Origin of the sequence: Bradyrhizobium sp. NDS-1 (assembly GCF_032918005.1) — a bacterium.
GTDB lineage: Bacteria > Pseudomonadota > Alphaproteobacteria > Rhizobiales > Xanthobacteraceae > Bradyrhizobium > Bradyrhizobium tunisiense.
In genome coordinates this window covers 4713739-4739818 of record NZ_CP136628.1, presented here as the reverse complement: position 1 = coordinate 4739818, position 26080 = coordinate 4713739, and the positions used below count along the sequence as shown (strand labels likewise).

General features: G+C 64.2%; 24 protein-coding genes and 1 pseudogene. 17 read left to right on the top strand and 8 right to left on the bottom strand.

All coding sequences use genetic code 11. The features are described from left to right. The first annotated feature begins 17 nt into the window (after window positions 1-17). Together RX330_RS22505 and RX330_RS22500 are read left to right on the top strand one after the other, a co-directional pair. Complete coding sequence (locus RX330_RS22505; protein ID WP_317239850.1) at window positions 18-1103, top strand: Ppx/GppA phosphatase family protein; 1086 nt, start codon at window positions 18-20, stop codon at window positions 1101-1103. A 1-nt stretch (window position 1104) separates the two neighbouring features. Continuing rightward, window positions 1105-1803: an RlmE family RNA methyltransferase gene (locus RX330_RS22500; RefSeq protein WP_317239849.1), complete on the top strand. Its 699-nt coding sequence runs from the start codon at window positions 1105-1107 to the stop codon at window positions 1801-1803. Window positions 1804-1903: 100 nt separating this feature from the next. On the opposite strand, the gene RX330_RS22495 is transcribed toward RX330_RS22500, so the two are convergent. Further along, complete coding sequence (locus tag RX330_RS22495) at window positions 1904-3394, bottom strand: MFS transporter (RefSeq protein WP_317239848.1); 1491 nt, start codon at window positions 3392-3394, stop codon at window positions 1904-1906. Window positions 3395-3850: 456 nt separating this feature from the next. Here RX330_RS22495 and guaB point away from each other — a divergent pair, with 456 nt between their 5' ends. From guaB to RX330_RS22480, 3 genes are all read left to right on the top strand, one after another. Beyond that, window positions 3851-5341, top strand: coding sequence for an IMP dehydrogenase (gene guaB / locus RX330_RS22490; RefSeq protein WP_212086614.1), 1491 nt, complete (start codon window positions 3851-3853; stop codon window positions 5339-5341). A 253-nt stretch (window positions 5342-5594) separates the two neighbouring features. Next, on the top strand, window positions 5595-6617 hold the full coding sequence (locus RX330_RS22485; protein WP_317239847.1) for an NADP-dependent oxidoreductase: 1023 nt from the start codon (window positions 5595-5597) through the stop codon (window positions 6615-6617). Between the two features lie 170 nt (window positions 6618-6787). Continuing rightward, window positions 6788-7090 (top strand): hypothetical protein, encoded by a 303-nt coding sequence (locus RX330_RS22480; protein ID WP_317239846.1) that lies wholly within the window; start codon window positions 6788-6790, stop codon window positions 7088-7090. A 15-nt stretch (window positions 7091-7105) separates the two neighbouring features. On the opposite strand, the gene RX330_RS22475 is transcribed toward RX330_RS22480, so the two are convergent. Continuing rightward, window positions 7106-7948, bottom strand: a complete 843-nt coding sequence (locus RX330_RS22475; RefSeq protein WP_317239845.1) for a metallophosphoesterase family protein — start codon at window positions 7946-7948, stop codon at window positions 7106-7108. Between the two features lie 69 nt (window positions 7949-8017). Then, complete coding sequence (locus RX330_RS22470; RefSeq protein WP_317239844.1) at window positions 8018-8632, bottom strand: acriflavin resistance protein; 615 nt, start codon at window positions 8630-8632, stop codon at window positions 8018-8020. Between the two features lie 161 nt (window positions 8633-8793). Between RX330_RS22470 and RX330_RS22465 the strand changes: the two genes are divergently transcribed. Beyond that, window positions 8794-9216, top strand: a complete 423-nt coding sequence (locus RX330_RS22465) for an MAPEG family protein (protein WP_212086591.1) — start codon at window positions 8794-8796, stop codon at window positions 9214-9216. Window positions 9217-9252: 36 nt separating this feature from the next. Next, window positions 9253-10551 carry an RsmB/NOP family class I SAM-dependent RNA methyltransferase gene (locus RX330_RS22460; RefSeq protein ID WP_317239843.1) on the top strand — a complete coding sequence of 433 codons (1299 nt, stop codon included), beginning with the start codon at window positions 9253-9255 and terminating at the stop codon, window positions 10549-10551. Window positions 10552-10872: 321 nt separating this feature from the next. Here RX330_RS22460 and RX330_RS22455 read toward each other — a convergent pair whose 3' ends face one another. The 4 genes and pseudogenes from RX330_RS22455 to RX330_RS22440 form a co-directional block, all read right to left on the bottom strand. Continuing rightward, the gene (locus tag RX330_RS22455) at window positions 10873-11082 is read right to left on the bottom strand and encodes a cold-shock protein (RefSeq protein WP_008141931.1); all 210 of its coding nucleotides are present in this window, start codon (window positions 11080-11082) and stop codon (window positions 10873-10875) included. A 264-nt stretch (window positions 11083-11346) separates the two neighbouring features. After that, window positions 11347-11679: pseudogene (locus RX330_RS22450) on the bottom strand (DHCW motif cupin fold protein). 109 nt (window positions 11680-11788) lie between these two features. After that, window positions 11789-12898: an endonuclease/exonuclease/phosphatase family protein gene (locus RX330_RS22445; protein ID WP_317239842.1), complete on the bottom strand. Its 1110-nt coding sequence runs from the start codon at window positions 12896-12898 to the stop codon at window positions 11789-11791. A gap of 153 nt (window positions 12899-13051) precedes the next feature. Further along, window positions 13052-13423: a nuclear transport factor 2 family protein gene (locus RX330_RS22440; protein ID WP_317239841.1), complete on the bottom strand. Its 372-nt coding sequence runs from the start codon at window positions 13421-13423 to the stop codon at window positions 13052-13054. A 148-nt stretch (window positions 13424-13571) separates the two neighbouring features. Between RX330_RS22440 and guaA the strand changes: the two genes are divergently transcribed. The 8 genes from guaA to RX330_RS22400 all read left to right on the top strand — a co-directional run bounded on the left by guaA (window position 13572) and on the right by RX330_RS22400 (window position 24235). After that, window positions 13572-15170, top strand: coding sequence for a glutamine-hydrolyzing GMP synthase (gene guaA / locus RX330_RS22435; protein ID WP_317239840.1), 1599 nt, complete (start codon window positions 13572-13574; stop codon window positions 15168-15170). A gap of 21 nt (window positions 15171-15191) precedes the next feature. Then, the gene (locus RX330_RS22430) at window positions 15192-15560 is read left to right on the top strand and encodes a DUF2200 domain-containing protein (protein ID WP_317239839.1); all 369 of its coding nucleotides are present in this window, start codon (window positions 15192-15194) and stop codon (window positions 15558-15560) included. Between the two features lie 170 nt (window positions 15561-15730). Beyond that, window positions 15731-17038, top strand: coding sequence for a cation:proton antiporter (locus tag RX330_RS22425; RefSeq protein WP_317239838.1), 1308 nt, complete (start codon window positions 15731-15733; stop codon window positions 17036-17038). Between the two features lie 252 nt (window positions 17039-17290). Then, window positions 17291-18733 (top strand): cytochrome ubiquinol oxidase subunit I, encoded by a 1443-nt coding sequence (locus RX330_RS22420; protein ID WP_317239837.1) that lies wholly within the window; start codon window positions 17291-17293, stop codon window positions 18731-18733. Further along, the gene (gene cydB / locus RX330_RS22415; RefSeq protein WP_317239836.1) at window positions 18730-19740 is read left to right on the top strand and encodes a cytochrome d ubiquinol oxidase subunit II; all 1011 of its coding nucleotides are present in this window, start codon (window positions 18730-18732) and stop codon (window positions 19738-19740) included. Before RX330_RS22420 ends, cydB begins: the two co-directional genes overlap by 4 nt. Before the next feature lie 408 nt (window positions 19741-20148). Continuing rightward, window positions 20149-20358, top strand: coding sequence for a hypothetical protein (locus RX330_RS22410; protein WP_317239834.1), 210 nt, complete (start codon window positions 20149-20151; stop codon window positions 20356-20358). Between the two features lie 439 nt (window positions 20359-20797). Then, window positions 20798-22864, top strand: a complete 2067-nt coding sequence (locus RX330_RS22405) for a TonB-dependent siderophore receptor (protein WP_317239833.1) — start codon at window positions 20798-20800, stop codon at window positions 22862-22864. A 117-nt stretch (window positions 22865-22981) separates the two neighbouring features. After that, the gene (locus RX330_RS22400; protein ID WP_317239832.1) at window positions 22982-24235 is read left to right on the top strand and encodes a serine hydrolase domain-containing protein; all 1254 of its coding nucleotides are present in this window, start codon (window positions 22982-22984) and stop codon (window positions 24233-24235) included. Between the two features lie 277 nt (window positions 24236-24512). Here RX330_RS22400 and RX330_RS22395 read toward each other — a convergent pair whose 3' ends face one another. Further along, a complete protein-coding gene (locus RX330_RS22395) occupies window positions 24513-24872 on the bottom strand; it encodes a cupin domain-containing protein (protein WP_317239831.1) in 360 nt (119 codons plus the stop codon). 176 nt (window positions 24873-25048) lie between these two features. On the opposite strand from RX330_RS22395, the gene RX330_RS22390 reads away from it, so the two are divergent. Continuing rightward, window positions 25049-25711, top strand: a complete 663-nt coding sequence (locus tag RX330_RS22390) for an SRPBCC family protein (protein ID WP_317239830.1) — start codon at window positions 25049-25051, stop codon at window positions 25709-25711. Further along, window positions 25711-26073 carry an ArsR/SmtB family transcription factor gene (locus tag RX330_RS22385; protein WP_212086523.1) on the top strand — a complete coding sequence of 121 codons (363 nt, stop codon included), beginning with the start codon at window positions 25711-25713 and terminating at the stop codon, window positions 26071-26073. Before RX330_RS22390 ends, RX330_RS22385 begins: the two co-directional genes overlap by 1 nt. Window positions 26074-26080 lie beyond the last annotated feature (7 nt).

Genomic DNA, 26080 nt, shown 5'->3' with positions numbered 1-26080 from the left:
GCGGAAAGACAGTTTGCATGAATGACCACACGCGGCTCCGCGACGGCCATGTAAGCCAACATGGGCCGCACGGTGAGCTGGAGGGGTCGATGGCGGCGGTGGCTTTGGCCACCGAACCTTCCGTCCCCGCACAGGCGCCGGGAACCGGCATCTATGCGGCGCTGGACCTCGGGACCAACAATTGCAGGCTGCTGATCGCCTGTCCGACCCAGGACGGCTTTCGCGTCGTCGATTCCTTCTCGCGCATCATCCGGCTTGGGGAAGGTGTCTCGGCGACAGGGTGCATCAGCGAGGCCGCGATCGAGCGCGCCATCGCCGCGCTCAGCATCTGCCGCGACAAGATCAACTTGCGGAAAGCGCGCCGGCTCCGGCTGATCGCAACCGAGGCCTGCCGCGCGGCCTCGAATGCGGAGGGCTTCCGCAGCCGCGTCGCGGCCGAGACCGGCATCGAGCTCGAGGTGATCGACCGCGAGACCGAGGCCGCGCTCGCCGTGCTCGGCTGCTCGCCGCTGGTCGACCCCAGGGGGCGCGGCGCGATCCTGTTCGACATCGGCGGCGGCTCGACCGAGCTGGTGCGGATCGAGCGCGACGCGGAGAATCCGGAGCCGCGCATCAAGGCCTGGATGTCGATTCCCTATGGTGTGGTCACGCTCGCCGAGCAGTTCGGCGGCCGCGACGTGACGCCGGAGATCTATGCTGCGATGGAGCAGGCGGTCGCAAACCATGTCGCGCCGTTCGCGGAAGAACATGGCGGCGATCTCGCCGACATGCACCTGCTGGGCACATCAGGCACGGTGACGACGCTCGCCGGTATCCATCTCAACCTCGCGCGCTACGACCGCCGCCGCATCGACAGCATCTGGATGGACGATTCCGACATCACCGCGACCATCAACAAGCTGCTCGGCATGAGCTACGAGGAGCGCGCCGGCAACAACTGCATCAGCGTCGAGCGCGCCGATCTCGTGCTCGCCGGCTGCGCCATCCTCGATGCCATCCGCCGCGCCTTTCCGCTGCCGCGCCTGCGCGTCGCCGACCGGGGCCTGCGCGAAGGCATGCTGGTCGAGATGATGCGCGAGGACGGCGCGCTCAGGAGCTGGTGAGATGGCCAAGGACACCACCGGCCGCTTGCACGTCCAAGTCAAGACCAAGGTCAAGACCGGCGGCAAGCGCAAATTGTCGTCGAAGCTCTGGCTGGAGCGGCAGCTCAACGATCCCTATGTCGTCAAAGCGAAGGCGGCCGGATACCGCTCCCGCGCGGCGTTCAAGCTGCTCGAGATCGACGACAAGTTCCGGTTTCTCAAGCCCGGCTTGGCCGTGGTCGATCTCGGCGCGGCGCCCGGCGGCTGGAGCCAGATCGCCGCCAAGCGCGTCGGCTCCACGGAAGGCAAGGGCAAGGTCGTCGCGATCGATCTGTTGGAGATGCCTGAGATTCCCGGCGTCGATTTCGCCCAGCTCGATTTCATGGACAATGACGCGCCCGAAAAGCTCACCGCGATGCTGGGCGGCGGGGCCGACATCGTGATGTCCGACATGGCCGCCAACACCACCGGCCACCGCAAGACCGACCAGCTCCGCATCGTCGGCCTCGTCGAGACCGCGGCGGCCTTTGCCTGCGACGTGCTCAAGCCCGGCGGCACGTTTCTGGCCAAAACGTTTCAGAGCGGCGCCGACGCCGATCTGCTCGCCCAGCTCAAGCGCGACTTCGCCACGGTGCGGCATGTGAAGCCCGCGGCAAGCCGGCAGGATTCCTCGGAGCGCTACGTGCTGGCGACGGGGTTTCGGGGCGGGGCACAGGAGTAGCCTCCGTCATTGCGAGGAGCGAAGCGACGAAGCAATCCAGAATCCCTCCGCGGAAAGATCCTGGATTGCTTCGCTACGCTCGCAATGACGGGGAGAGAGGCTACCCCAGCCGCTGGTCCCGCACGTCCTGCGTATCCTCGCTCGCCGCCTTGACGGCCGCCTTCTCGGCACCCTTGCCGGCGCCCTTGCGGCTCGCGATTTCCACGGCCTTGCGGCCGGAGATCTCGTTTCCGGCGTCAGCGGGCATCTGCCAGAAGAACCAGCTCGACGCCGCCGAGGTCAGCGCGACCACGATGAAGGCGGGCGCGAACACGGTGGCATTGATCTCGCTGGCATGGCTGAACCACATCGTCGTTTCCACGCAGGCCGCGCCGACCGCGACGCCGGCCGAGACCGCCAGTTGCTGGTTGACGCTGACGAGCGTGGTGGCGCGGCTCATCTGCGCGGTCTCGACGTCGGCGTAGGCGACCGTGTTGATCGCGGTGAACTCGAGCGAGCGGAAGAAGCCGCCGACCACCAGGATGACCATGATGATGAGCAGCGGCGTCGTCACCGTGAACAGCGCGCAGACGCCGAGGAAGAACGCGCTGACGAGCGCGTTCACCGTCATCAGATTGCGGAAGCCGAAGGTACGGATGATGCGCGCCGCCAGCGTCTTCATGCCCATGGCACCGAGCGAGGAGGCGAAGGTGACGAGGCCCGAATGGAACGGCGACAGGCCGAAGCCGATCTGCATCAAGAGCGGCAGCAGGAAGGGCAGTGCGCCGATGCCGAGGCGGAACAGGAAGCCGCCGAACACGGCCGCGCGCAGCGTCGGCAGCTTCAGAAGCGAGAAATCGAGCACCGGCGAGCCCGTGCGCCGGGCGTGCAGGACATAGAGTGTCATGGAGATCGCGCCACCCACGACCAGGGCGGCGACCGTGCTCCACGGCAGAAGGTTCAGTCCGGCAACGGAGAGTCCGAACGCGATGCCGGCAAGCCCGATCCCAGCGAGCACCATGCCGTAGAGATCGAACGGCTCCTGCGTCTCGCTCTTGATGGGATCGATGAAGCGCAGCGCCATGAAGATGCCGAGCAGCCCGATCGGGATGTTGATCAGAAAGATCCAGTGCCAGGACGCGTAGGTGGTGATGAAGCCGCCGAGCGGCGGGCCGATCACGGGGCCGATCAGGGCAGGGACTGTGACCCACGCCATCGCATTGACCAGGGCGCTCTTGTCGACCGAGCGCAGCAGCACGAGGCGCCCGACCGGCGTCATCATCGCCCCGCCCATGCCTTGCAGGATGCGCGCGAACACGAAATCGGTGACCGAGGTGGAGAGCGCGCAGCCGACCGAGCCGACCATGAACACGCCCACCGCGACCGCGAACACCATCCGCGCGCCGAAGCGGTCGGCGGTCCAGCCGCTCGCCGGGATGAACACCGCGAGCGACAGCAGGTAGGACGTGATTGCGAGCTTGAGCGTCAGCGGACTTGTGCCGATGTCGGCCGCGATCGCCGGCAGCGAAGTGGCGATCACCGTGGAGTCCATGTTCTCCATGAAGAGCGCGGTGGCCACGATCAGCGGGATGACGCGTTGCTTATCGACCATGTCGGATTGGTAATGAAAATCGGAAGGAAGGGTGCGAATTGCGGCTTAACACCGCCGCTCGGCTGCGACCATTGCGCATCAACGCATAGCACCTAAATCCTGCGTAACAACGGTGTGACCCTCTGTCGTCATTCCGGGGGACGCCCCATAAGCGCGAGCCCGGAATCCATTGGGCCGCAGGGATGGCTGCGGGATGGATTCCGGGCTCGCGACTTCGTCGCGCCCGGAACGACTGTGGGTTGGGACATCATTCCCGGCTATCCACGCGGAATTTACTCAAAAAGCCTGTGCATGGCTGGCCGGCGGTTCGATTCGCTTTGATTCGTCACGCGGCCGTGCTATCGACCCGCGTCAACCCCACCGATGGGCTCCGATTCTCCGGCGATGCCGCAAGGTACGCCGAGGGCGGCGCTCATCCATAGCTATTTGCGGCAGGGCCGCGGAAGGAGTTGGCACATGGCCACGGTACAACCAGGCATTCGCGAAGCCTTTACGTTCGACGACGTGCTGTTGAAGCCGGGCCTGTCGGACGTCATGCCGGGCGAGGTCGATATCCGCTCCCGCGTCACCCGCGCCATTCCGCTCAACATCCCGATCATGGCCTCAGCCATGGACACCGTCACCGAATCCCGCATGGCGATCGCCATGGCGCAGGCCGGCGGCCTCGGCGTCATCCACCGCAATTTCGATCCCGAAGGGCAGGCCGCCCAGGTGCGGCAGGTCAAGCGCTACGAGTCGGGCATGGTGGTGAATCCGCTGACCATCAGCCCCGAGGCCTCGCTCGACGATGCGCTCAAGCTGATGAGCGATCACGGCATCTCCGGCATTCCCGTCGTCACCGGCGCCGGCAAGAACATTCCGGGCAAGCTGGTCGGCATCCTCACCAATCGCGACGTGCGCTTTGCCACCGACCGCCGGCAAAAAGTCTCCGAGCTGATGACGCATGAAGGCCTCGTCACGGTGCGCGAGAATGTCAGCCAGGACGAGGCGCGGCGGATGCTGCACCAGCATCGCATCGAGAAGCTGCTCGTGGTCGACGAGCAATATCGCTGCGTCGGCCTGATCACCGTCAAGGACATGGAGAAGGCGGTCGCCCATCCGCTCGCCTGCAAGGATGCGCAGGGGCGCCTGCGCGTCGCCGCCGCAACCACCGTCGGCGACACCGGCTTCGAGCGTACCGAGCGGCTGATCGATGCCGGCGTCGATCTCGTCGTCGTCGACACCGCGCACGGCCATTCCCGGCACGTGCTGCATGCGGTGAACCGCATCAAGCGTCTCTCCAATTCCGTGCAGGTCGTTGCCGGCAACGTCGCCACCACCGAAGGCGCACAGGCGCTGATCGACGCGGGCGCGGACTGCATCAAGGTCGGCATCGGCCCGGGCTCGATCTGCACCACGCGCATCGTCGCCGGCGTCGGCGTGCCGCAGCTCACCGCGATCATGGATGCGGTGGAAGCCGCGAAGAAGGCCGATATCCCCGTCATCGCCGACGGCGGCATCAAGTTCTCCGGCGACCTTGCCAAAGCGCTCGCCGCCGGTGCCGACATCGCGATGGTCGGCTCGCTGCTCGCCGGCACCGACGAGACACCCGGCGAAGTCTTCCTGTGGCAGGGCCGTTCCTACAAGGCCTATCGCGGCATGGGCTCGGTCGGCGCGATGGCGCGCGGCTCTGCCGACCGCTACTTCCAGCAGGACATCAAGGACACGCTCAAGCTCGTGCCCGAAGGCATCGAGGGCCAGGTGCCCTACAAGGGTCCTGTCGGCAACGTCATGCACCAGCTTGCCGGCGGCCTCCGTGCCGCGATGGGCTATGTCGGCGCAAAGGACATGAAGGAGCTGCACGAGAAGGCGAATTTCGTCCGCATCACCGGCGCCGGCCTGCGCGAAAGCCACGTCCACGACGTGACGATTACGCGCGAGAGCCCGAATTACCCGGGCGCGAGCTAGTACCTCCGATCTCGTGCCCCGGACGCGGCGCAGCACCTCTTCGGTGATGTGCTGCAGAGCCGGGGCCCACGTCTCCGCATCTTGTCCTGTTGCTATCTGGCTCCAGGCTCTGCGCAGCAACGTTTCACGTTGCTGCGCGTCCGGGACACGCGAGCTGTGCGAGCCGCTGCGTCCAATCGCTCCTTCGCTTTTGTATTGACGCGCCTCGCTGCCTCCGCTTCCGTTCACGCCGAAACACAATTCGGAGGAAGCCATGTCCCAAGCCAAGCGCATCGTTCTCGCCGCGCGTCCCGTCGGCGAACCCAAGCCGTCTGATTTTCGTCTGGAGGAATTTGCTGTTCCAACGCCAGGGCCGGGCGAGGTCTTGCTGCGCACGATCTGGCTGTCGCTCGATCCCTATATGCGCGGGCGCATGAGCGAAGGGCCCTCCTACGCGGCTCCAGTGCCGATCGGCGGGGTGATGGAAGGCGAGGCGGTCAGCGAGGTTGCGGCGTCCAACAATCCGGATTTCGCCAAAGGCGACATCGTGCGCATCCGTTCCGGCTGGCAGACGCATGCGATCTCCAGCGGCAAGGGCCTGGCCAAGGTTGATCCCAAGCTCGGCCCGATCTCGACGTCGGTCGGCGTGCTCGGCATGCCCGGCATGACCGCCTACACGGGCCTGCTCGACATCGGCAAGCCGCAAGCCGGCGAGACCGTCGTCGTTGCCGGTGCGTCCGGCGCGGTCGGCTCGGCCGTCGGCCAGATCGCGAAGATCAAGGGCGCCCGTGCGGTCGGCATCGCCGGCGGCAAGGACAAGTGCGATTACGTGGTGAAAGAGCTCGGCTTCGACGCCTGTATCGATCATCGCGATCCCGATCTCGCCGCGAAACTGAAGGACGCCTGCCCGAAGGGCATCGACGTCTATTTCGAGAATGTCGGCGGCGCCGTGTTCGAGGCGGTGTTCCCGCTGCTCAACCCGTTCGCCCGCGTGCCGGTCTGCGGCCTGATCGCGCACTACAACGACACCGAGGCCAAGCCGCCGAAATGGGCCGCATCCATGATGCGCGCGACGCTGACCAAGCGGCTGACCTTTCGCGGCTTCATCGTCTCCGACTTCGCAGCCCGCCATGGCGACTTCCTGCGCGACATGTCGGCCTGGGTCCGCGACGGCAAGGTCAAATACAAGGAGTTCGTCACCGAGGGCCTGGAGAGCGCGCCCGGCGCCTTCATGGGGCTGCTGAAGGGCGCCAATTTCGGTAAGCAGCTGGTCCGGGTCGGGCAAGACAAGGCCTAGCACGACAAGGACTGGGACTCCCGTGGCTCCGAGGCCACATGCGGCGTGCAGATAGTTAAGAAAGAGTCACCAAATGGTCACACCTCATGGCAAAAGCCGCGTGTGTGACCGTCCGTTCATTGACGCGCCGACGAAGGCATTGAATCATCGCGCATATTTCAGGTGCTGCGATGTTAGAGATTGGTATTTTCTGTGTAATCCTGCTTGCTGCCGGCTATTGGGTGGCGATGTTCGTCATGGGCCGCCATGACGACGTCATTCACGGCAAGTTCGTGCGCTCCGAGGAGGACGGCGAATTTGCGCGACCTGCAGTGCCGGCACCGCCCCCGCCGCCGTTCCCGAAGCGTCCGCTCAAGACGGCCCAGCCTGCCAGGCGGCCGGTTGCCAATGATCTGGCGGGCAAGCCGGTGAACAGCGCGGCGCTGCAATCCTTGCTCGCCGCGATCCAGCAGGACCTCAAGAGCGTCGCTTGAGTCGATCGGCGCGCCTCAATGCTCGCCGCCCATCTGGGCGAGGAGCTCTTCGATGTCGACATCGACCTGGCCTGCGGCCCTGACGTGGCGAACCTCGAAACTGTCGGGCCGGAAGCGATACTCGACCAGGCCGACCTCTTTGATCGCGATGCGATCCTGGCGCTGGTCGTTGATGACGAAGCCGGCCGATGGCGCCCAGACATGGCGGGTGTGGCGGTAGCTGAAATCGCGCCGCTGGTGCACGTGGCCGCTGGCGATGAGACGCAGATCGACGCGCTCAAACATCTCGATCAACCGCGCCCGTGCCGGCTGCGGCACGTAGCGGATCGAGGTCTCAGGCAGCTCGGGATCGTCGGGCAGGTTGAGAAACACCGGCTTGTGCAGGAACAGCGCGACCGGTTTGCCGTTCGTCTGCGCGATCTCGGATGCCAGCCAGTCGAACTGTTCTGCCTCGAAGGCGAGCCCTGAATTCATCACCAGTGAGTTGAGGCCGATGAAGCGCCAGCCTGCGGCCTCGAACGACCAATGGTCTTCGCCGATGATATCGCAGAATTGCCGGCGGTGCGCTTCGCTGACCGGCGGCTTCGGCGCCGGCCCGATCGCGGTCGGATTGTCGCCGATGTCGTGATTGCCGGGCAGGTAGCGGCACGCGACGGGCAGCGCGTCATGCAGGCCCTTTGCGAAGACGACATCCTCGCGGCTGGTCGGCCCGTCGAAGGCGACGTCGCCGCTGTTGACGACGAGGTCGGGCCTGTCGGCGTCGATGTGCTCGCAAACGCGATGGAAGTTGGCGACGAGGCCAGGGAAGCGGCGGCCGAGATGCGTGTCGGAAATCTGCGTCAGGCGAAATTCGGGCATGCGATCATCCTACCCCTTGTCGCGCCTCGGAACGATGACGGCGCCGGCATGGATCGCAACGAACAAAGTTTAAAGCACGCGGTAGCGGATCGTGTAGGCGTCCTGCGGCGCCACGGGGCCGGCGAGCGGCGAGGCGATGCGGTCGGCGAGGTGCCAGGGGCCGAACTGCTCGGAGCGATGCGGCTCGGCCGGCAGTCGGAGACGGAACTCGAAAATGCCTTTGCCCGGCAGGTTCACGACCAGCACGCGGTCCGCGGTGCGGTGGTTGAGCGCGACCGCGCCGCGCAGCATCGTGCGGCCGTCGGAGAGGTCGCGCACGCCGTCGACCAAGGCCAGCGTCTGGTTACGATCGGTGTGCAACTCGATCTGGGTGTCGGTCGCGGCCGTCAGCATCTCCCGGGGCATGCGGATCTCAAACTCGATCGCGGGCTTGGACGGATTGAGGCCGAGATAGGCCAGCGCAGCATGGCGCATGTCGTAGGCGGCGAAGGCGAACAGGGCGACCGCGGCGAGCACGCCAAGGCCATGTCTGGCAACGTCCCGCCAGGTCCGGTAGCTCAGGCGGAAATAGACCGTCATCGCCAGCGCGACCGCGAGCGCCATCGCGATCCCTGATAGCGCCGACATCAGGATGCCGATCCGGCCGTCGGCGGATTCGGTCCAAAGGCTGGTCAGGATGGTCATGGCGCCGTCTCGCCTTGGGGCCCTCGAAACGGGCCGAAATCGCTTTAATGATCGGTGGTTGGTCGTAAGACCGGGAAGGCCGGTTCAACTGGTTGATTGTCAGGACGAGGAGCGGCGGCTAATGGACGGTCCGGCGACCTCCGCCGGATGGGAAAGCTCAGATGTCCGTTCAAATGGTCTTGCTGCCGGTCTTCGTCCAGATCGGGCTCACCTTCGCGCTTCTGATCGGCATGGTGCTCGCACGCCGCAAGACGCTGGTCGCAGGCGAGACGAAGATCCGCGACATTGCGCTGGGCGAGCCGAACTGGCCCAAGGGCGCCACACAAATCGCCAATTGCTACCGCAACCAGTTCGAGCTGCCGGTGCTGTTCTATGTCCTGATCGCGCTGGCCTTGCCGCTGCGCCGCGCCGATCTCTTCATCGTGCTGATGTCCTGGGTGTTCGTGGTGACGCGCTTTGCCCATGCCGGGGTCTTCGTCTCCTCCAACGATCTCGGCCGGCGCTCCATGGTCTGGCTCGCCGGCGTGCTCGTGCTGCTGGCGATGTGGATCTACTTCGCCCTGAAGCTCTTGTTGCTGATCTAGGCGCTTGCCCGCCGATTTTGATCTGAAAGATTGAGAATGACCCCCGCTGCCCGGCTGTCCGCAGCCATCGAACTCATCGACACCATCGAGAAGGACCGCGTGCCCGCGGCCAAGGCGCTGAAGGAGTGGGGCACCGCGCACCGCTTTGCCGGTTCCGGTGACCGTGCCGCCATCGCCGGCCTGGTCTGGGACGTGCTGCGCCGCTACGCCTCGAGCGCGTTCCTGATGGATTCCGACACCGCGCGTGCCAGGCTGATCGGCATGCTCCGGCTCGAGCGCAACATGGACGGGGCGACGATGGACGCCTTGTTCGACGGTAGCCGCTTTGCGCCGGCGCCGCTGACCGAGGCCGAGCAGGCGGCGCTCAGCGATCGCTCCCTCGAGGAAGCGCCGCCAGCGATCGCCGGCGACTATCCCGAATGGCTGGATCCCCACCTTGCAAAAGTGTTCGGCGAGGACCGCGCCGCCGAGGCGGCCGCGATGGCGAGCCGGGCGCCGCTGGACCTGCGCGTCAACACGCTAAAATCCAATCGCGAGAAGGCGCTGGCGTCGCTTGCTCATCTTCATGCGAAACCGACGCCATGGTCGGCAACGGGTCTGCGCATCGAGCTTTCGGCCGATGCGCGCAATCCCGGCATTCAGGCCGAGGAGCTTTTCATCAAGGGTGGAATCGAGGTCCAGGATGAGGGATCGCAGCTTGCGGCCCAATTCACCGCGGCAAAGCCCGGCGAGCAGGTGATCGACCTCTGCGCCGGCGCGGGCGGCAAGACGCTGGCGCTCGCCGCCCTGATGCAGGGCAAGGGCCGGCTGATCGCGACCGATCGCGACAAGCGCCAGCTCGCGCCGATCTACGAACGGCTGTCGCGCGCCGGCGTCCACAACGCCGATGTCCGCACGCCCAAGGGCGACGCCGATCCGCTGGCCGATATAAGCAGCACGGCCGACCTCGTCGTGATCGATGCGCCCTGCACGGGAACCGGAACATGGCGCCGCAATCCCGACGCCAAATGGCGCATGCGGCCGGGCGCGCTGGAGATCCGCCTGCGTGACCAGGCTGAGGTGCTGGAGCGCGCGATGCCACTGGTGAAGGCCGGCGGCCGCATCGCCTACATCACCTGTTCGGTGCTGTCGGAAGAGAATGGCGAGCAGGTGAGGGCATTCGTCGGCCGCCACCCCGAGTTTTCGGTGACGCCGCCCGAGCAGACCGCAAGTGTGCTCTGGGACAAGGCGGAGGCTTTCGCGGAGGCCGCGCTCCGATCGGACGAGGGCTGGCTATTGACGCCGCGCCGCACGGGAACCGACGGGTTTTTCGTTTCGGTGTTGAAGAAAACGTAGCTCTTGTAGGGTGCGCAAAGGCGCGAAGCGCCGTGCCCACGACATGCCGTTACTGAGAGATGGTGGGCACGGCGCGCGAAGAGCGAGCCTTTGCCCACCCTGCGGCACCGTTGATCAACGCTGTCATTCCGGGGCTCGCGAAGCGAGAACCCGGAATCCATCGCGCCGCAGAGATTGTCGCGCCGTGGATTTCCGGGCTCGCCCTGCGGGCGCCCCGGAATGACGGGCCAAAACAAAAGCCCCGCGACCGGATCCCGGTCGCGGGGCCTTGGAGCTCTGACGTTCTGCCGGTACGTCCGTGGTCAGAACGCTGCGCGGGCGTTAGCCGACGCGGAGATTGTCAGCCGACGACTTGCCGCTGCGGCGGTCGGCGACGATGTCGAACGAGACCTTCTGGCCCTCGTTGAGGGAGGAGAGGCCAGCGCGCTCGACGGCGCTGATGTGCACGAACACGTCCTTCTGGCCGTCGTCCGGCTGGATGAAACCATAACCCTTTTGGGTGTTGAACCACTTCACGGTGCCCATAGCCATGGGAATTTCCTTTAGTTAGTTAGAGAGAGTACGCACGTGGACCGGTACGCAGCATTGCGCCCATAGCCCTGTTCAGTCGATGTTTGGAGAAGTCATCTGAAGCGTGCGCGCCCGTCAGCAACGAAGCGAAGCGGCCCAGTCGTTCGGCCAAGATCGATGATCACAATATAGCGAGAATTTGGGGCCAGTTCAAGGCACCACCCGTGGCCCGGGATCTCACGCGACTTTTCTATTTTGCGGTGCAAAGTCACCGTCGGGTGCATGTCAGTCCACGATGAAGAGCGTGGCGCCGGTCGCGGTGGAGGAGCGGTGCGCGGCGTCGCCGAAATCCGAGACCTGGTAGCTCATGCCCGCCGTGAGCTTGAATGTGCGCCCGTCACGCAGCTCGCTGTCGATCTCGCCCTTCAGCACAAAGAGCACGTGGCCGCGATCGCACCAATGGTCGGCCAGGTAGCCCGGCGAATACTACACCATCCGCACCCGGAGGTCGCCGATATTGAGCGTGCGCCACAACGCCTGTCCGCTCTCGCCGGGGTGCGTGGTCGCCTCGACCTTGCTCCAGTCCGTGACGGTGAAGGGGGAGGCGGGGAGTTTCATGCGGGAGAATCCGGTCAGTGCGGTTGTGCAGTCTCCCTGATAGCTGCAAACGCGAGAGTCGCAAGCCGTCAGCGCCGGCCAAAAGGAGCTGGCGCCGATGGACGTGCTGCTAGATGTCGAGCTCGGCCCAGATTGCGGCATGGTCGGAGGCGGCCTCGATTTCCCTGGTGATTGTCGGAAAATGAGGAAACAAGTCGCCGTTCTTGCCGCCCCAGACGCCCATGCGGAAGATGCCGCCGGCGGTCGCCTTGTCGAACAGGGCCGGTGACAGCAGGATGTAGTCGATCTTGTTCGACGCGGTGCCGTTCTTGAACGTGCCGGGACGGCCGCCATCCTCGAACCCGTCGAGCTCGCTGATGTCCTTCAGCCCGGTTTGATGAAACAGCGGGCTCATCGGATCGCTGTCCGGCGTGTCGTTGAGGTCGCCGATCACCGCGATGAAATCATGCTTCTGGCGGAGCTGGCGATAGATGGTCGCGGTGCGTGAGGCCTGACGCTTGCGCTTGGTGTTCGACGTCGCCTGGGAGCCGAATCCCTTGCTCTTGAAGTGATTGGCGAGGACGATGAGCGAATTTCCCGCCGCCGTCTGGATCTCGAATTGCGCGCAATCCCGGCTGAAGATGAGGCCGTCCTCGTCCTCGTCATCGACGTGGCTCGCGATCGAGACGATATCGAATTTCTTCCTGGTCATGAGGCCGACGTCGATGCCGCGGTCGTCATTGCCGTCGATCAGCATGATGTGGTCGTAGGACGTTGCCTCGACGGAGGGCATCACGTCCTTGCAGAACCGGACGAGGGCAGGCCGGCTTTCCGCTTCCACCACGCCGAGCACGTCCGCATCGATCTCCTTCATGACCCGCGCAGTGTTGCGTGTTGCCTCTTCGTTGACCTGCTCCACCGTCAGATCGACCCATCCGATCCAGTCGTCCCGTCCGTCTGCAACGACCTGGATCGGTCCGCTTTGCGGTCGCTTGACGAGATGGCCGCGATTCTGGCGCAGGATCGCGTATTTGTTCTCGTCCGACTTCTTGAGGCCGAGCACACCCAGCAGCTCGACGATCTTCTTCTTGTCGTTCGCAGTGTATTTGTCCTTGCCGAGGATGGCGTTGATGTCGGCCTGCGCCTTCAGGATGGTCCTGCCTTCCTCCGAGAAGCCGGGACCGCTGAGCGCACGTGCGCGCATGAAAAGGTTTTCAACGTTGAAGGATGCGAGCTTCATGAAAATCTCCCGGGGATGAAAAACGAAATTCAATCAATGGTAGAGATTATCAAAAGCCTCGCATTAAGTCGAGGCGCGCGGATGGTCGCAGGGCCGCGCGCGGTGCGCGGCGCCGGCCTTCGTCATAGTGTCACAATCGAGGAGCGGTGATCGTCACTCCGCCAGATGGTTCGCCGATCCCTGCACGATCTTTCCGGCCGCATCGACGCGCAGATACTCGCAGATCTTCTTCCCGCGCTCATTCGCGTAAAACACCACGACGCTGTCGGGGCTCACAAACAATTCGATCAGCGAGAAGTGCAGTTCCGGCACGAGCCCGAGCGCCTTGCCCCAATAGGCGCGCAAGGCGTCCTTGCCGCACAACGTTCCGCTGGCGTCGAACCCCAGCGCCGGGATGCGGTCCGAGGTCATCACGGCCGCCTCGTCATAGAGCGTGAGCACGCGCTCGAGGTCGCGCGAATTCCAGGCCTCGATCCAGGTCCGGCCGAGGGCGGCGAGCGTCGATGGCTGGTGGTACTGTGGCACAAGCGTTCTCCCTGATCGCCCCTGTTTGATAGCGGAGCATAATGGGTCAATATTACTTACCTATATCCGTTTGTCCATGCCCAAAGAAGCATGTGGGCGCGCAGCTACCGCGGTTGCGGGCCGGGCCGCGCCAGCGTATTTGCTGGCCATGACAGCAGCACAGAACGACCGCTCCGCGTCGACGCCCTCGGTGGCCTCGGCGCACGACAAGATTCTCATCGTCGACTTCGGCAGCCAGGTGACGCAGCTGATCGCGCGTCGCGTGCGCGAGGACGGCGTCTATTGCGAGATCGTCCCGTTCAACAAGGCCGAAGCCGCCTTCAACGAGATGAAGCCGAAAGCGGTGATCCTCTCCGGCGGCCCTGAATCGGTGCACGAGGCCGGTTCGCCCCGCGCGCCGCAAGCCATCTTCGATTCCGGCGTGCCCGTGATGGGCATCTGCTACGGCCAGATGACCATGGCAGCCCAACTCGGCGGCACCGTCGAGGGCGGCCATCACCGCGAGTTCGGCCGCGCCGATGTCGAGGTCAAGGCCGAGAGCCAGCTGTTCGCGGACGTCTGGTCGTCAGGCAGCAAGAACCAGGTCTGGATGAGCCATGGCGACCGCATTACGAAGATGCCGCCGGGCTTCTCCGTCGCCGGCACCTCGCCGAACGCGCCGTTCGCGATCATCCAGGACGAGACACGCAAATATTACGGCCTGATGTTCCACCCCGAAGTGGTGCACACGCCCGACGGCGCCCAGCTCATCCGCAATTTCGTGCGCAAGATCGCAGGCCTGTCCGGCGACTGGACCATGCGCGCCTTCCGCGAGGAGGAGATCGCAAAGATCCGCGCGCAGGTCGGCAAGGGCAGGGTGATCTGCGGCCTCTCCGGCGGCGTCGATTCCGCCGTCGCAGCCGTGCTGATCCACGAAGCCATCGGCGACCAGCTCACATGCGTGTTCGTCGATCATGGCCTGATGCGGCTCAACGAGGCCGAGCAGGTCGTCGACCTGTTCCGCCACCACTACAACATCCCGCTCGTGCACGTGGACGCCTCGAAGCAGTTCTTGGGCGAGCTCGAAGGCATCACCGATCCCGAAACCAAGCGCAAGACCATCGGTCGCCTCTTCATCGAGGTGTTCGAAGCGGAAGCCAAGAAGATAGGCGGCGCCGATTTCCTCGCGCAGGGTACGCTCTATCCTGACGTGATCGAGAGCGTCTCCTTTACCGGCGGACCTTCCGTCACGATCAAGTCGCACCACAATGTCGGCGGCCTGCCTGAACGCATGAACATGAAGCTCGTCGAGCCGCTGCGCGAGCTGTTCAAGGACGAGGTGCGCAAGCTGGGGCGCGAGCTCGGCCTTCCCGAAATCTTCGTCGGCCGCCACCCGTTCCCCGGCCCGGGCCTCGCCATCCGCTGCCCTGGCGATATCACCCGCGACAAGCTCGACATCCTGCGCAAGGCCGATGCCGTCTACATCGACCAGATCCGCAAGCACGGCCTCTACGACGAGATCTGGCAGGCCTTTGCCGTGCTGCTCCCGGTGAAGACGGTCGGTGTCATGGGCGACGGCCGCACGTATGATTATGTGGTCGGCCTGCGCGCCGTCACCTCGACCGACGGCATGACCGCCGATTTCTACCAGTTCGACATGAAGTTCTTAGGAGAGACCGCCACGCGCATCATCAACGAGGTGAAGGGCGTGAACCGGGTGGTGTATGACGTTACGAGCAAACCGCCTGGGACGATTGAGTGGGAGTAGGGAAAAGCCCTTTGAGGACGCATGGCGCACAAAATTTACATGATGAGTTTTGCGAGCGTCTATCCGCACTACGTCGCGAAGGCAGAGAAGAAGGGGCGCACGAAGGCGGAGGTCGATGAGATCATCTGCTGGCTGACCGGCCATACGCGGAAGACACTGGACAAGGAACTCGCCAAGAAAACCTCCCTTGAGGATTTCTTCGCTCAGGCCCCTCGCATGAATGCCTCGCGTTCGCTCATCACGGGCACGATCTGCGGCGTCCGCGTCGAAAATATCGAAGAACCGATCATGCGCGAAATCCGGTATCTCGACAAACTGGTCGACGAACTCGCCAAGGGCAAAGCGATGAAAACGATCCTCCGGAGCAAGGTGGCTGCCGCGTCGAGCTGAGCAGTCGATCGAGGATCGTTCCGCATCCTGAAGCTGACTTATCGGGCGGCTTTTTCAGACCACGCCCCTGCTGCTGCGCCGGCTCGCCGAAAATGTTCGATAGGGCTCGACAGTCCACAGAATCCCAATTCCCGTGTGAACTGTTCACAGCTCTGCGGCGTTGAAGGACGGTGCAAGTCTCCTCCTTAGCTCCAGAGCCATACATTCTGATCCTGACGGGAGCGGGCCTGCTGATCGCGCTGGTCGCCTGGCTACCACTCGTCCTGAAGCGGCTGCCCCTGTCTCTGCCGATCGTCTGCATCGGGATCGGAGCTGCGATCTTCTCGCTGCCGGCAGTCACGCTCCGGCCGCTGCCGCTCGATTACCCCGACTTCACCGAGCGTTTCACCGAGTTCGTTGTGATCATTGCGCTGATGGGGGCCGGCTTGAAGCTCGATCGCCCGTTCAGTTGGCGGAAGTGGGGCGTCACCTGGCGATTGCTGGCGATCACAATGCCGATTGGAATCCTCACAATCACAGCAATGGGAGGGTGGTTGCTGGGCCTGTCCTGGATCGCAGCACTGCTGTTGGGGGCAAGCCTGGCGCCGACCGATCCGGTGCTCGCATCCGACGTTCAGGTCGGGCCTCCGAAGACCGGGGAAGAGGATGAGGTTCGCTTCGGGCTGACATCCGAGGCAGGCTTGAACGACGGCTTCGCCTTCCCGTTCGTGAATCTTGCGATCGCCCTCAGTTTGGCGACGGCAACGGGGGAACCCTGGGCCGGGCAGTGGCTGCTCCACAATGTGCTGTGGGAGATTGGCGCCGGCCTCATCGGCGGCTGGCTCATTGGTCGGCTGTTCGGCTGGCTCACCTTCCACGTTCCCAGCGACACGAAGCTGTCGAAGACGGGAGACGGTCTCATCGCGATCGCGGCCACGTTCGTTTCTTACGGTGTGACCGAACTGATCCACTGCTACGGCTTCCTTGCCGTTTTCGTCACCGCACTGACGCTACGCCGATCGCACCGCGACCACGAATTCAACCGACAAATGCACGACATCACCGAGCAGGTCGAGCGGCTAGCCATGATGGTCCTGCTGCTGCTGTTCGGCGGGGCACTGGTCAGCGGTTTGCTGCGCCCGCTCCAGCTGGTGGACGTAGCGGCGGCGGCGGCGATGCTGCTCATCATCCGGCCGATCGGCGGCTTAATTGCGCTGGCCGGGTTCAATGCCCGCTTTTCGGAGAAGATGACGCTGGCCTTTTTCGGAATCCGAGGTGTTGGCTCGTTCTACTATCTGGCCTATGGGCTCAACCATATGGAGATGGCCGACGGTGAGCGGATGTGGGCTATCGTTGGCCTCGTGGCGCTGTTGTCGATTCTGCTTCACGGACTGACTGTCACGCCGGTCATGCGACAACTCGACAGGAGTCAGGGGCGGGATCCGGACGCCGATGATGCGGCGCCACCGCCAAACGTGCAGAGACCGGCGTCGGCTTAGGATCGAACGATGCTCGGCAGCGGCGCTTCGGCCACGCGAGCGCGCAGCTGCGCGTCGAACTCAATCGCAGTTCGCCGGCTGCAGGGGGGGTAGGACATTCGGGCCTCTTGAGACCATGGTCTGCCGACGATACCCTCCAAGGACAGTGCGCGCAGAATGGTTACACCCTGGATCCGGATGATCGAGGCAGCTGGAACCCGCTTAAGTTGAAAGCGTTAGCTGCGGGCCGCACTTGATGACGGGGGCGGAGCTATGTCCGACTTACTGCCCAGCGCATTGGATCTTGCGCGCTTCCAGTTTGCCTTCACGGTGGTCTGGCACTTCCTGTTTCCGGCCTTCACCATCGGACTGGCGAGCTATCTTGCCGTGCTCGAAGGTCTGTGGCTGTGGACGGGCCGCGCCGCCTATCTCGATACCTATCGCTATTGGCTCAAGATTTTCGCTGTCGCCTTCGCCATGGGCGTGGTGTCGGGGATCGTCATGTCCTACCAGTTCGGCACGAACTGGTCGGTGTTCGCCGACAAGACATCGCCGGTGCTCGGACCGCTCCTTGGCTACGAAGTGCTGACGGCATTCTTTCTCGAGGCCGGCTTCCTCGGGGTGATGCTCTTTGGCCTTGGCCGCGTCGGTCCGCGCCTGCATTTCGTCGCGACCTGCTTCGTCGCGGGCGGCACCTTGCTCTCGGCGTTCTGGATTCTCGCCGCCAATTCCTGGATGCAAACGCCGACCGGGCATGCAATGGGACCGGACGGCCAGTTCATTCCGGAGAGCTGGTTCGCGATCATCTTCAATCCCTCGTTCCCCTATCGCTTCGCTCACACGGTAACGGCGGCTTACCTGACGACCGCGATGATCGTGGGGGCCGTGGGCGCCTGGCACCTTCTGCGGGACAGGATGAACGAACGCGCACGCATCATGTTTTCGATGGCGATGTGGACGGCCGCAATCGTGGCCCCGATGCAGCTTTTTATCGGCGATCTTCATGGCGTGAATTCGTATCACCACCAGCCCACCAAGGTTGCCGCCATGGAAGGCCACTTCGAGACCGAGCGCCGCGCGCCTTCCATCCTGTTCGGCATGCCGGATGCCGGAGCCGGGGTGACCCGCGGCCAAATCGCCATCCCTGGCTTCGCGAGCCTTTACCTGACGCACAGCCTCGATGGAGAGGTCAAGGGGCTCAAGGCTTTCCCGAAGGACACATGGCCGACCAACATTCCACTGGTCTTCTGGGCATTCCGCATCATGGTCGGCTTGGGTCTTCTGATGATCGCGCTGGGCGTCGCCTCGCTTTGGCTGCGCCGGCGCAACAGGCTCTACGACACGCCATGGCTACACCGCTTCGCCGTGGCCATGGGGCCGTCCGGGCTGATTGCGGTGACCGCTGGATGGACGGTGACAGAGGCTGGGCGACAGCCTTTCACCGTCTATGGATTGCTGAGGACCGCGGACAGCGTCGCGCCGATTGCCGCGCCGGCCGTCGCTGCATCACTCGCCGCATTCGTCGTCGTGTACTTCGTCGTGTTCGGCGCGGGTATCGCATATCTGTTTCACCTCTTCCGCCAGACGCCTGAAGCCGGCGAGCACGGACCGCCGCAAGGCCAGCCGGTGCGTACGGCGGGCATCACGCCGGCGCCAGGCCTGGTTAGTCGTGGGACGCACGGAGCAGAACCGAGGCAGGCGGGGATCAGTCCATGAGCATCGACCTCACACTGATTTGGGCGCTGCTGATTGCCACGGCCGTGTTGCTCTACGTGGTGATGGACGGCTTCGACCTCGGCGTGGGCATCCTGTTCCCGGCCGAGGCGGCGAGAGCCGACCGCGATGTCATGGTCAACTCCGTGGCACCGGTCTGGGATGGCAACGAAACCTGGCTCGTCCTGGGCGGCGGCGGATTGTTCGCCGTGTTTCCGCTGGCCTATGCGACCATCTTCCCCGCACTCTACATGCCGCTCATTCTGATGCTGCTTGCATTGGTGTTTCGCGGGGTGGCCTTCGAAATGCGGTTTCGGGCCCGCACATCCGCCGGTGAAGTATGGTGGGACCGCGCCTTCTCCTGGGGCAGCTTTGCCGCGGCGTTCCTCCAGGGCGTTTGCCTTGGCGCCATCGTGCAGGGCATCCGCGTGGAGGGGCGTGCTTACGCCGGCGGCTGGTGGGACTGGCTGACACCGTTCTCGATTCTGACCGGTGTTGCCCTCGTCGTCGGCTACGGCCTGCTCGGCGCATGCTGGCTGATATGGAAGACCGACGGAGCGCTTCAGTCACGCTGCCGCAATTACGCACGCGTTCTCGGGTTTGTGACACTCAGCTTCATCGCCCTCATATCACTGATGATGGTCGTCCAAAGCGCGGCGTTTCGCGAGCGCTGGCTGACGCTGCCGAACATGCTTTACGCAGCGCCGGTGCCGATCCTTCTGGCCCTGCTGGCATGGCGCTTTCATCGCGCGCTCGCAAAGGGCGAGGATGCGATGCCGTTCCTGTGCGCGCTCGGCTTTTTCCTGCTTTCCTATGCCGGGCTGGGCATCAGCATGTGGCCGATGATCGTGCCGCCCTCGATCACGATCTGGCAGGCAGCCACGCATCCCAGCAGCCAGTTGTTCTTGCTCATCGGCGCGGCGGTGCTGGTGCCGGTAATCCTCGTCTACACCGGATACGTCTATTGGCTGTTTCGCGGGAAGGTGCGGCACGGCGAGGGATATCATTGATGCCGCGGATGTCTCGCGCCTGGCGGCAGTGGCTGTGGTTCGCTGCGCTGTGGGCCGCAGGTGTGGCCACGCTCTTCGTGGTCGCATTGCCAATCCGGTGGCTGCTCAAGGCGGGATGAGGATTGGGGGGCGCGCAGGATCGGCAGGCCACCCATCTCTCGGCTATAAGTTGACAAGCGGCGTATGATACGTCCGACGTCGCGGCTTTCGGCGGTTATTTTTGCCTGCTCTGTTTGTGTTGTGGAAGGCGGTCCCAGCTTGACCGTCAGGCGCTACCCTCTGTTCGCTAGCCGAATGTTTGGACGATGGTTCTGCGGCGCGTTGATTCTAGCTGCCTGTCTAACGTGCGGTCTCGAGGGCTGGTTAGGCGACTGGGGCCGTCCGACCCCTATCTGCCGATGATCAAAGGTGATCCGTTCGACACTGCGGCTGCGCCGCTTGCGGAAGAGTTATCGGATCGGGCTCGCGGGCAGGGGGCATGCGCCGGGGTTTGCCGATATCATCATTGCTGCCACAGCGCGCCAGCATACGCTGACGATCCCGTCCCGCAACGTCAGGCACTTCGAGCTGCTCGGCGTACCCGTGCTCGATCTTTTCGGTGAATTGCCGCCGACCTGATTGTCTGACGCAGATGGATGCGTTGGCGCGGAAGCCGGATGAGGTTGTCGCATCGGCTGTCACGGATTATTCCGCGTGGCGCCTGTGAATTCTCTGGAAGCAGGCGCGACGTGCAACTTGTCGCGTGCTGCGCTTACAGCACCGGAGTCGCAACTATGTCACAGTCGCGACCAGAGAGCATTGTTTAGACCCATTCAACTTCGCTTCCCCGTCTCCGTGTGCCCATAAGTCAGCAGCTGAGGTTGTTCTCTAACCGGGGATTGGAATGCTGGGTTTGAATGCCGTGAGGCGTGGTTTTCTCGCGACCTGCAGTTTGTTTGTGTTGGATGCAGGCTTTGACGGCAAGAGTTACGCTCAAGCTCAGCTACCTCCAGTGACCGTTGAAGCTCCGGCGCAGGCCCGCCGCGCGCAAGCCGCGCGAGCTGGAGCCGCAAGCAGCGTGCGGCGACCGCCCCAACGCGCCAATCCACCACGGCCAGCACAGCTTGCGGCGGGAGCTCCGGCATCGGCCCCGACGCTGCAGAGCGCGATCGGTCCCGTGCAGGGCTTCGTCGCGACGCGCAGCGCCACCGGCACCAAGACGAACACGGCGTTGATCGAGACGCCGCAATCCATCTCGGTCGTGACGCAAGATCAGATCCGCGACACCGGTGCGCGAACGGTCGGCGAGGCGTTGGCCTACACGGCCGGTGTGCAGACGCAGCCCTACGGTTTCGATCCCCGTTATGATCAGTTTCTGATCCGGGGATTTGCGGCCAACGTGTATGGCAACTATCGTGACGGCTTGCGGCAGGGCAATGGTTCGTTCGCCTATTTTCGCAACGAACCCTACGGAGCCGAGCGAATCGAGGTGATGCGCGGCCCGTCATCGGTGCTGTACGGCGCCAACGAAGCCGGCGGCATGGTGAACTATGTGAGCAAGATGCCGCTCGATAAGCGGTTCAATGAGGTCGGCCTCGATATCGGAAATTTCGATCGCTATCAGGGCAGGTTCGACTTCAGCGGGCCAACGCTCGACAACGACAAGCTGCTTTACCGCTTCACCGGCCTGGTGCGTGACAGCGGCACGCAAATCCCGGGGACCTGGGATGACCGCGTGTTTCTCGCCCCGAGCTTTACCGCCAAGCTGGGTGAGGATACGACACTCACCGTGCTGGCCGAGTATGAGCGCAGCAAGACCTCGATGTGGCCGTATTATCTGCGCAACCCGGTGACGGGCGTGGTCACCAATATTCGTCTCGGCGACCCCGCATTCGACGCGCTTACGCAATGGCAAGCCTCGATCGGATACAGGCTCGACCATCGCATCAATGAGGCGCTGGCCTTCCGGCAGCATGTCCGGATCGGGCACGTGTCGTTCGAGGGCAACATGGTCGATGCTCTCAGCCTCTCGCCCGACGGGCGCACGCTCAATCGCTATGGTGCGACGTTCCGGGAATGGCTGAACACGTTCAACGTCGATAATCAGATCGAGGCCAAGCTGGTCACAGGTCCGGTCAAGCATACGGTGCTCGCCGGCGTCGACTATTTCCGGCAAGGCACGACGCTGGACTATTATGCGGGCCTGGCGCCGTCGCTCGATCTGACCAATCCGGTCTACGGCAGCTCGGCGCCGACGACCCCTCTGGGGCTGATGAGCGCCAACAGCCAAACGCTCGGCCAGGTCGGGCTCTACGCACAGGATCAGATGGCCTGGGGCGGCTGGCGGCTGACCATCGGCGGCCGGCAGGACTTTGCCGCGCTGTCGAACCGCAACGACCTTACGGGCGTGACGAGCGATAGCGCGCCCGGCAAGTTCACTGGCCGCGCCGGATTGTTGTATCTGTTCGAGTCCGGCCTTGCTCCTTATGTGAACTATGCGACGTCGTTTCTGCCGCTAACCGGCACGACGGCCCCACCGCGCGGCAGCACGCCGTTCGCGCCGACAACGGGTGAATCTTTCGAAGCCGGCATCAAATATCAACCTCTCGGCTGGAATAGCTACTTCACGGCGACCTGGTTCAACCTGACCAAGGACAACGTGCTGACCATCGATCCGGCCTTTCCCACCTTCTCGGTGCAGACCGGCCAAGTCCGATCGCGCGGCGCGGAGCTCGAAGCCGTGCTGTCGTTGGCCGAGGGACTCAAGGGCATCGCGTCCTACAGCTACACCGATGCGACCGTCACGCGCAGCAATGGCCTCGATCTTGGCAAGGTGCCGATCGGCGTGCCGTTGCAGCAGGCCGCGATCTTCCTCGACTACACCTGGCAGACCGGCCCGCTTGCAGGCTTTGGCATCGGTGCCGGTGCGCGCTGGATCGGGCAGACCTGGGCGGACGAGGTCAACACGATCAGAAATCCCGCCATCATGGCGTTCGACGCGGGGGCGCATCACGACTATCGCGGCATGCGGCTCGCCGTGAATGCGCGCAACCTGTCGGATGAACGCGTGCCGATCTGCAACGCCGGGACCTGCTCCTTCACGCAGGGACGGACCGTGCTCGGGAGTGCGACAGCGCGGTGGTGAAACGGATTTGCGCTGCGGTGTCCTGATCGGCGCGCAGGGACCCGGCGCAAACGTCGGATGTCCGTCACGTTCCGCCGTGATACGACATCCGCGTCGTCCTCTCCGGAGCCACCTTGCATGTCCACCGCGATCGCGCCCAGCCAACAGCCCGCCACCTCCACCGACCCCAACTCCCTCGGCTGGATGCGCGGTTTCCCCCCATCGTCCGACCGCACCATCACCTTCCAGGACGGCTCGTTCCGCAATTTCCCCGAGCTGCGCTGGGCGTGGTCCAACATCCGCCAGCTGGTGCCGACGGTGAACGTCTGGCGCGGCGCAGGGCCGGCGTCGGTGCTGCCGCGCGCGGAGCAGGACATCGGCGCGGTCGCCTCGACCACGATGGATGGCCGGCCCATGACCTTTGAAAAGATGCTGGAGGAGACCTACACCGACGGCATCGCGGTGCTGCATCGGGGGAAGCTGATCTATGAGCGCTATTTTGGTGCGTTGAAGCCGCACAAGCCGCATATCGCGATGTCCGTGACGAAATCGTTCACCGGCGTGCTCGCAGGGATTCTGGTCGCCGAGGGCAGGATCGATCCGCAGGCGCCGGTCACCGACTACGTGCCGGAGCTGAAGACGAGCGCGTTTGGGGACGCGCGCGTGCACGAGGTCATGGATATGACCACGGGGCTTCTCTACACCGAAGTCTATACCGACAAGAATTCTGATGTCTGGGGCCTGCGGCGGGCGAACGGCATGGCGCCGATCCCGCCGGACTACGACGGCGCGACCACCATCTTCAATTTTCTGATGGCGCAGACAAAGCAGGGCGAGCACGGCAGGGCTTTCGCCTACAAGACCGTCAACACCGACGTGCTCGCGTGGATCTGCCGCCGCGCCAGCGGCATGACCTTGTCCGAGCTGATGTCCGAGCGCATCTGGCAGCCGATGGGGGCGGAGGAGGATGCGCACTATCACGTCGACCGCATCGGCACCGAGAGCGGCGGCGGCGGGCTCTCCACGACACTGCGCGATCTCGCCCGTTTCGGCGAGACCATGCGCAATCACGGCCGCTTCAACGGCCGCCAGATCGTGCCATCACAAGTGGTCGAGGACATCGCGCGCGGCGGCGATCCCGAAAAATTCAAGCCGGCCGGCTACGCCACCCTGCCGGGCGCGTCGTATCGCAACCAATGGTGGGTGACGCACAATGCCCACGGCGCCTACATGGCGCGCGGCGTCCACGGCCAGGGCATCTACATCGATCCCAAGGCTGAAATGGTGATCGCGCGTTATGCATCGCATCCCATGGCCGGCAACGCCGCCAACGATCCCGTGACGCTGCCGGCCTATATGGCGCTGGCGAAGGCGCTGATGGCGGGCGGGTAACCAGCCGCATTGCCGTCGTTCGCGCTGAGCACTCGCTTCATGCCCCGGCTTGACCGGGGCATCCAGCATTCCAGAGGCGATCATGATTGAACCGCCAGGCCGCGGCGTACTGGGTCGCCCGGTCCCGGCTACGCCAAGGCTTCGCCGGGCTCTCGGTGTCGGGCCGGCGTAGCTTGAGCGAAGACGGCAAGCCGGGCGACGACAGCGGAAATCAACCATTGTCTCGTTCATTCACGCCAGACCGCATGATCAATCCAGCAGGTCTGGCCGTCAGCGGCTAACCGGCGCCGTCATGCGCCTCCTGCCAATGTGGATAGGTGACGTAGCCGGTGAGGGCGCCTTGCTCGTGTGAGCGGATCGTGACCGTCTCACCCTTCGGCATGTAGACGATCTCGCCGGGCCCCGCGGTGACGGTGCTGCCGCCGCTCGTGACCGAGAGCTTCCCCTCGATGACGAACATGACATCGTCGACCTTCATCGTTTCGTCCAGAGTCTGGTTCGGTGCGTAGCGCCCGTAGCCGATCGTGATCGGTCCGCCGTGTCGTTGGTCGACCATATTGCTGACGAAGATATCGGCGTCCTGTCCCGGCGAGCGTTCGAGCGAAGCATCGGAGATGGCGAATTTGCGAACTTTCATGAGGTTCTTCCGTCTTATGCCAGGCTTGGCGGGGTGGGACACCGATAGACGCCGAAACGGCTGTTTTGTTCACGCCGGCTGCGAGGCGGTTTGACGCAGCGAGACGGATTAATATAAGTATTGACTTATATTCGTGGCGGCCGATATTCACCCGCGAAACGCCAGGGAGAAGCGTAATGGAAATCGACGTCGCCAAAGTCTTGGGGCTTGTTGCGCGTTCGGTGCGCAATTTCGACAAGGATGGAAAGCCGGCGAGTGTCGTCACGCTGACGCGGCTCTACGACACTGGTGTCGACGATCTCTGGGACGCGGTAACGAGCAAAGAGCGCATTCCGCGCTGGTTCGCGCCGGTCGAGGGAGAGCTCCAGCTCGGCGGAAGGTATCAGGTCAAGGGCAATGCGGGCGGCACCATCACGGCCTGCACGCCGCCGAGCCATTTCGCCGCGACATGGGAGTTCGGCGGCGCTGTGAGCTGGATCGACGTCAAGCTGAGCGCGGAACGAAGTCAGGCGCGTTTGACGCTTGAACACACCGCGATCATCGAGGATCATTGGAATCAATTCGGCCCGGGTGCAGTTGGGATCGGCTGGGATCTCGCGCTCGCGGGGCTCGAGCGATATCTTGCGACCGGGGCGTCGGTCGACCACGAGACGGCGGAGGCGTGGATGGTCTCGCCGGAGGGCAAGGACTTCATGACGACCAGCGGCGAATTCTGGCGCGCGGCGCATGTCGCCAGCGGGGTCGATCCCGACACGGCGAAGCAGCGCTCGGACCGCACCATCGCGTTCTATCGCGGCGAGATGCCGCCCGACATCGCTCATCCCGGCACAGGAAGCTGATGCAAATCTTCGAGGTCCTCGCCGATCCCGTGCGCCGCCGCATCCTCGAGCTGCTCGCGCCCGGGGAGATGGCGTCCGGTGAGGTCGTCGAAGCCATCGGGGCCGAGTTCGGCATCACCCAGGCGGCGGTCTCGCAGCATCTGAAGGTGTTGCGAGAGTGCGGCTTTGCCAACGTTCGGGCGGAGGCGCAAAGGCGCCTCTATTCGGTCGATGTTGCAGGCCTTCGCGCGGTGGATGCGTGGATCGGTCAGTTCCGGAGTTTCTGGGAGCCGAAGCTGGACGCGCTGGCCACCGAGATCGCGCGCGGCAAGCGCGAGCGTCGCAACGCGCCGCTCAGCAAAAGGAGCGGGAAGAGAGCTTGAGCCGATC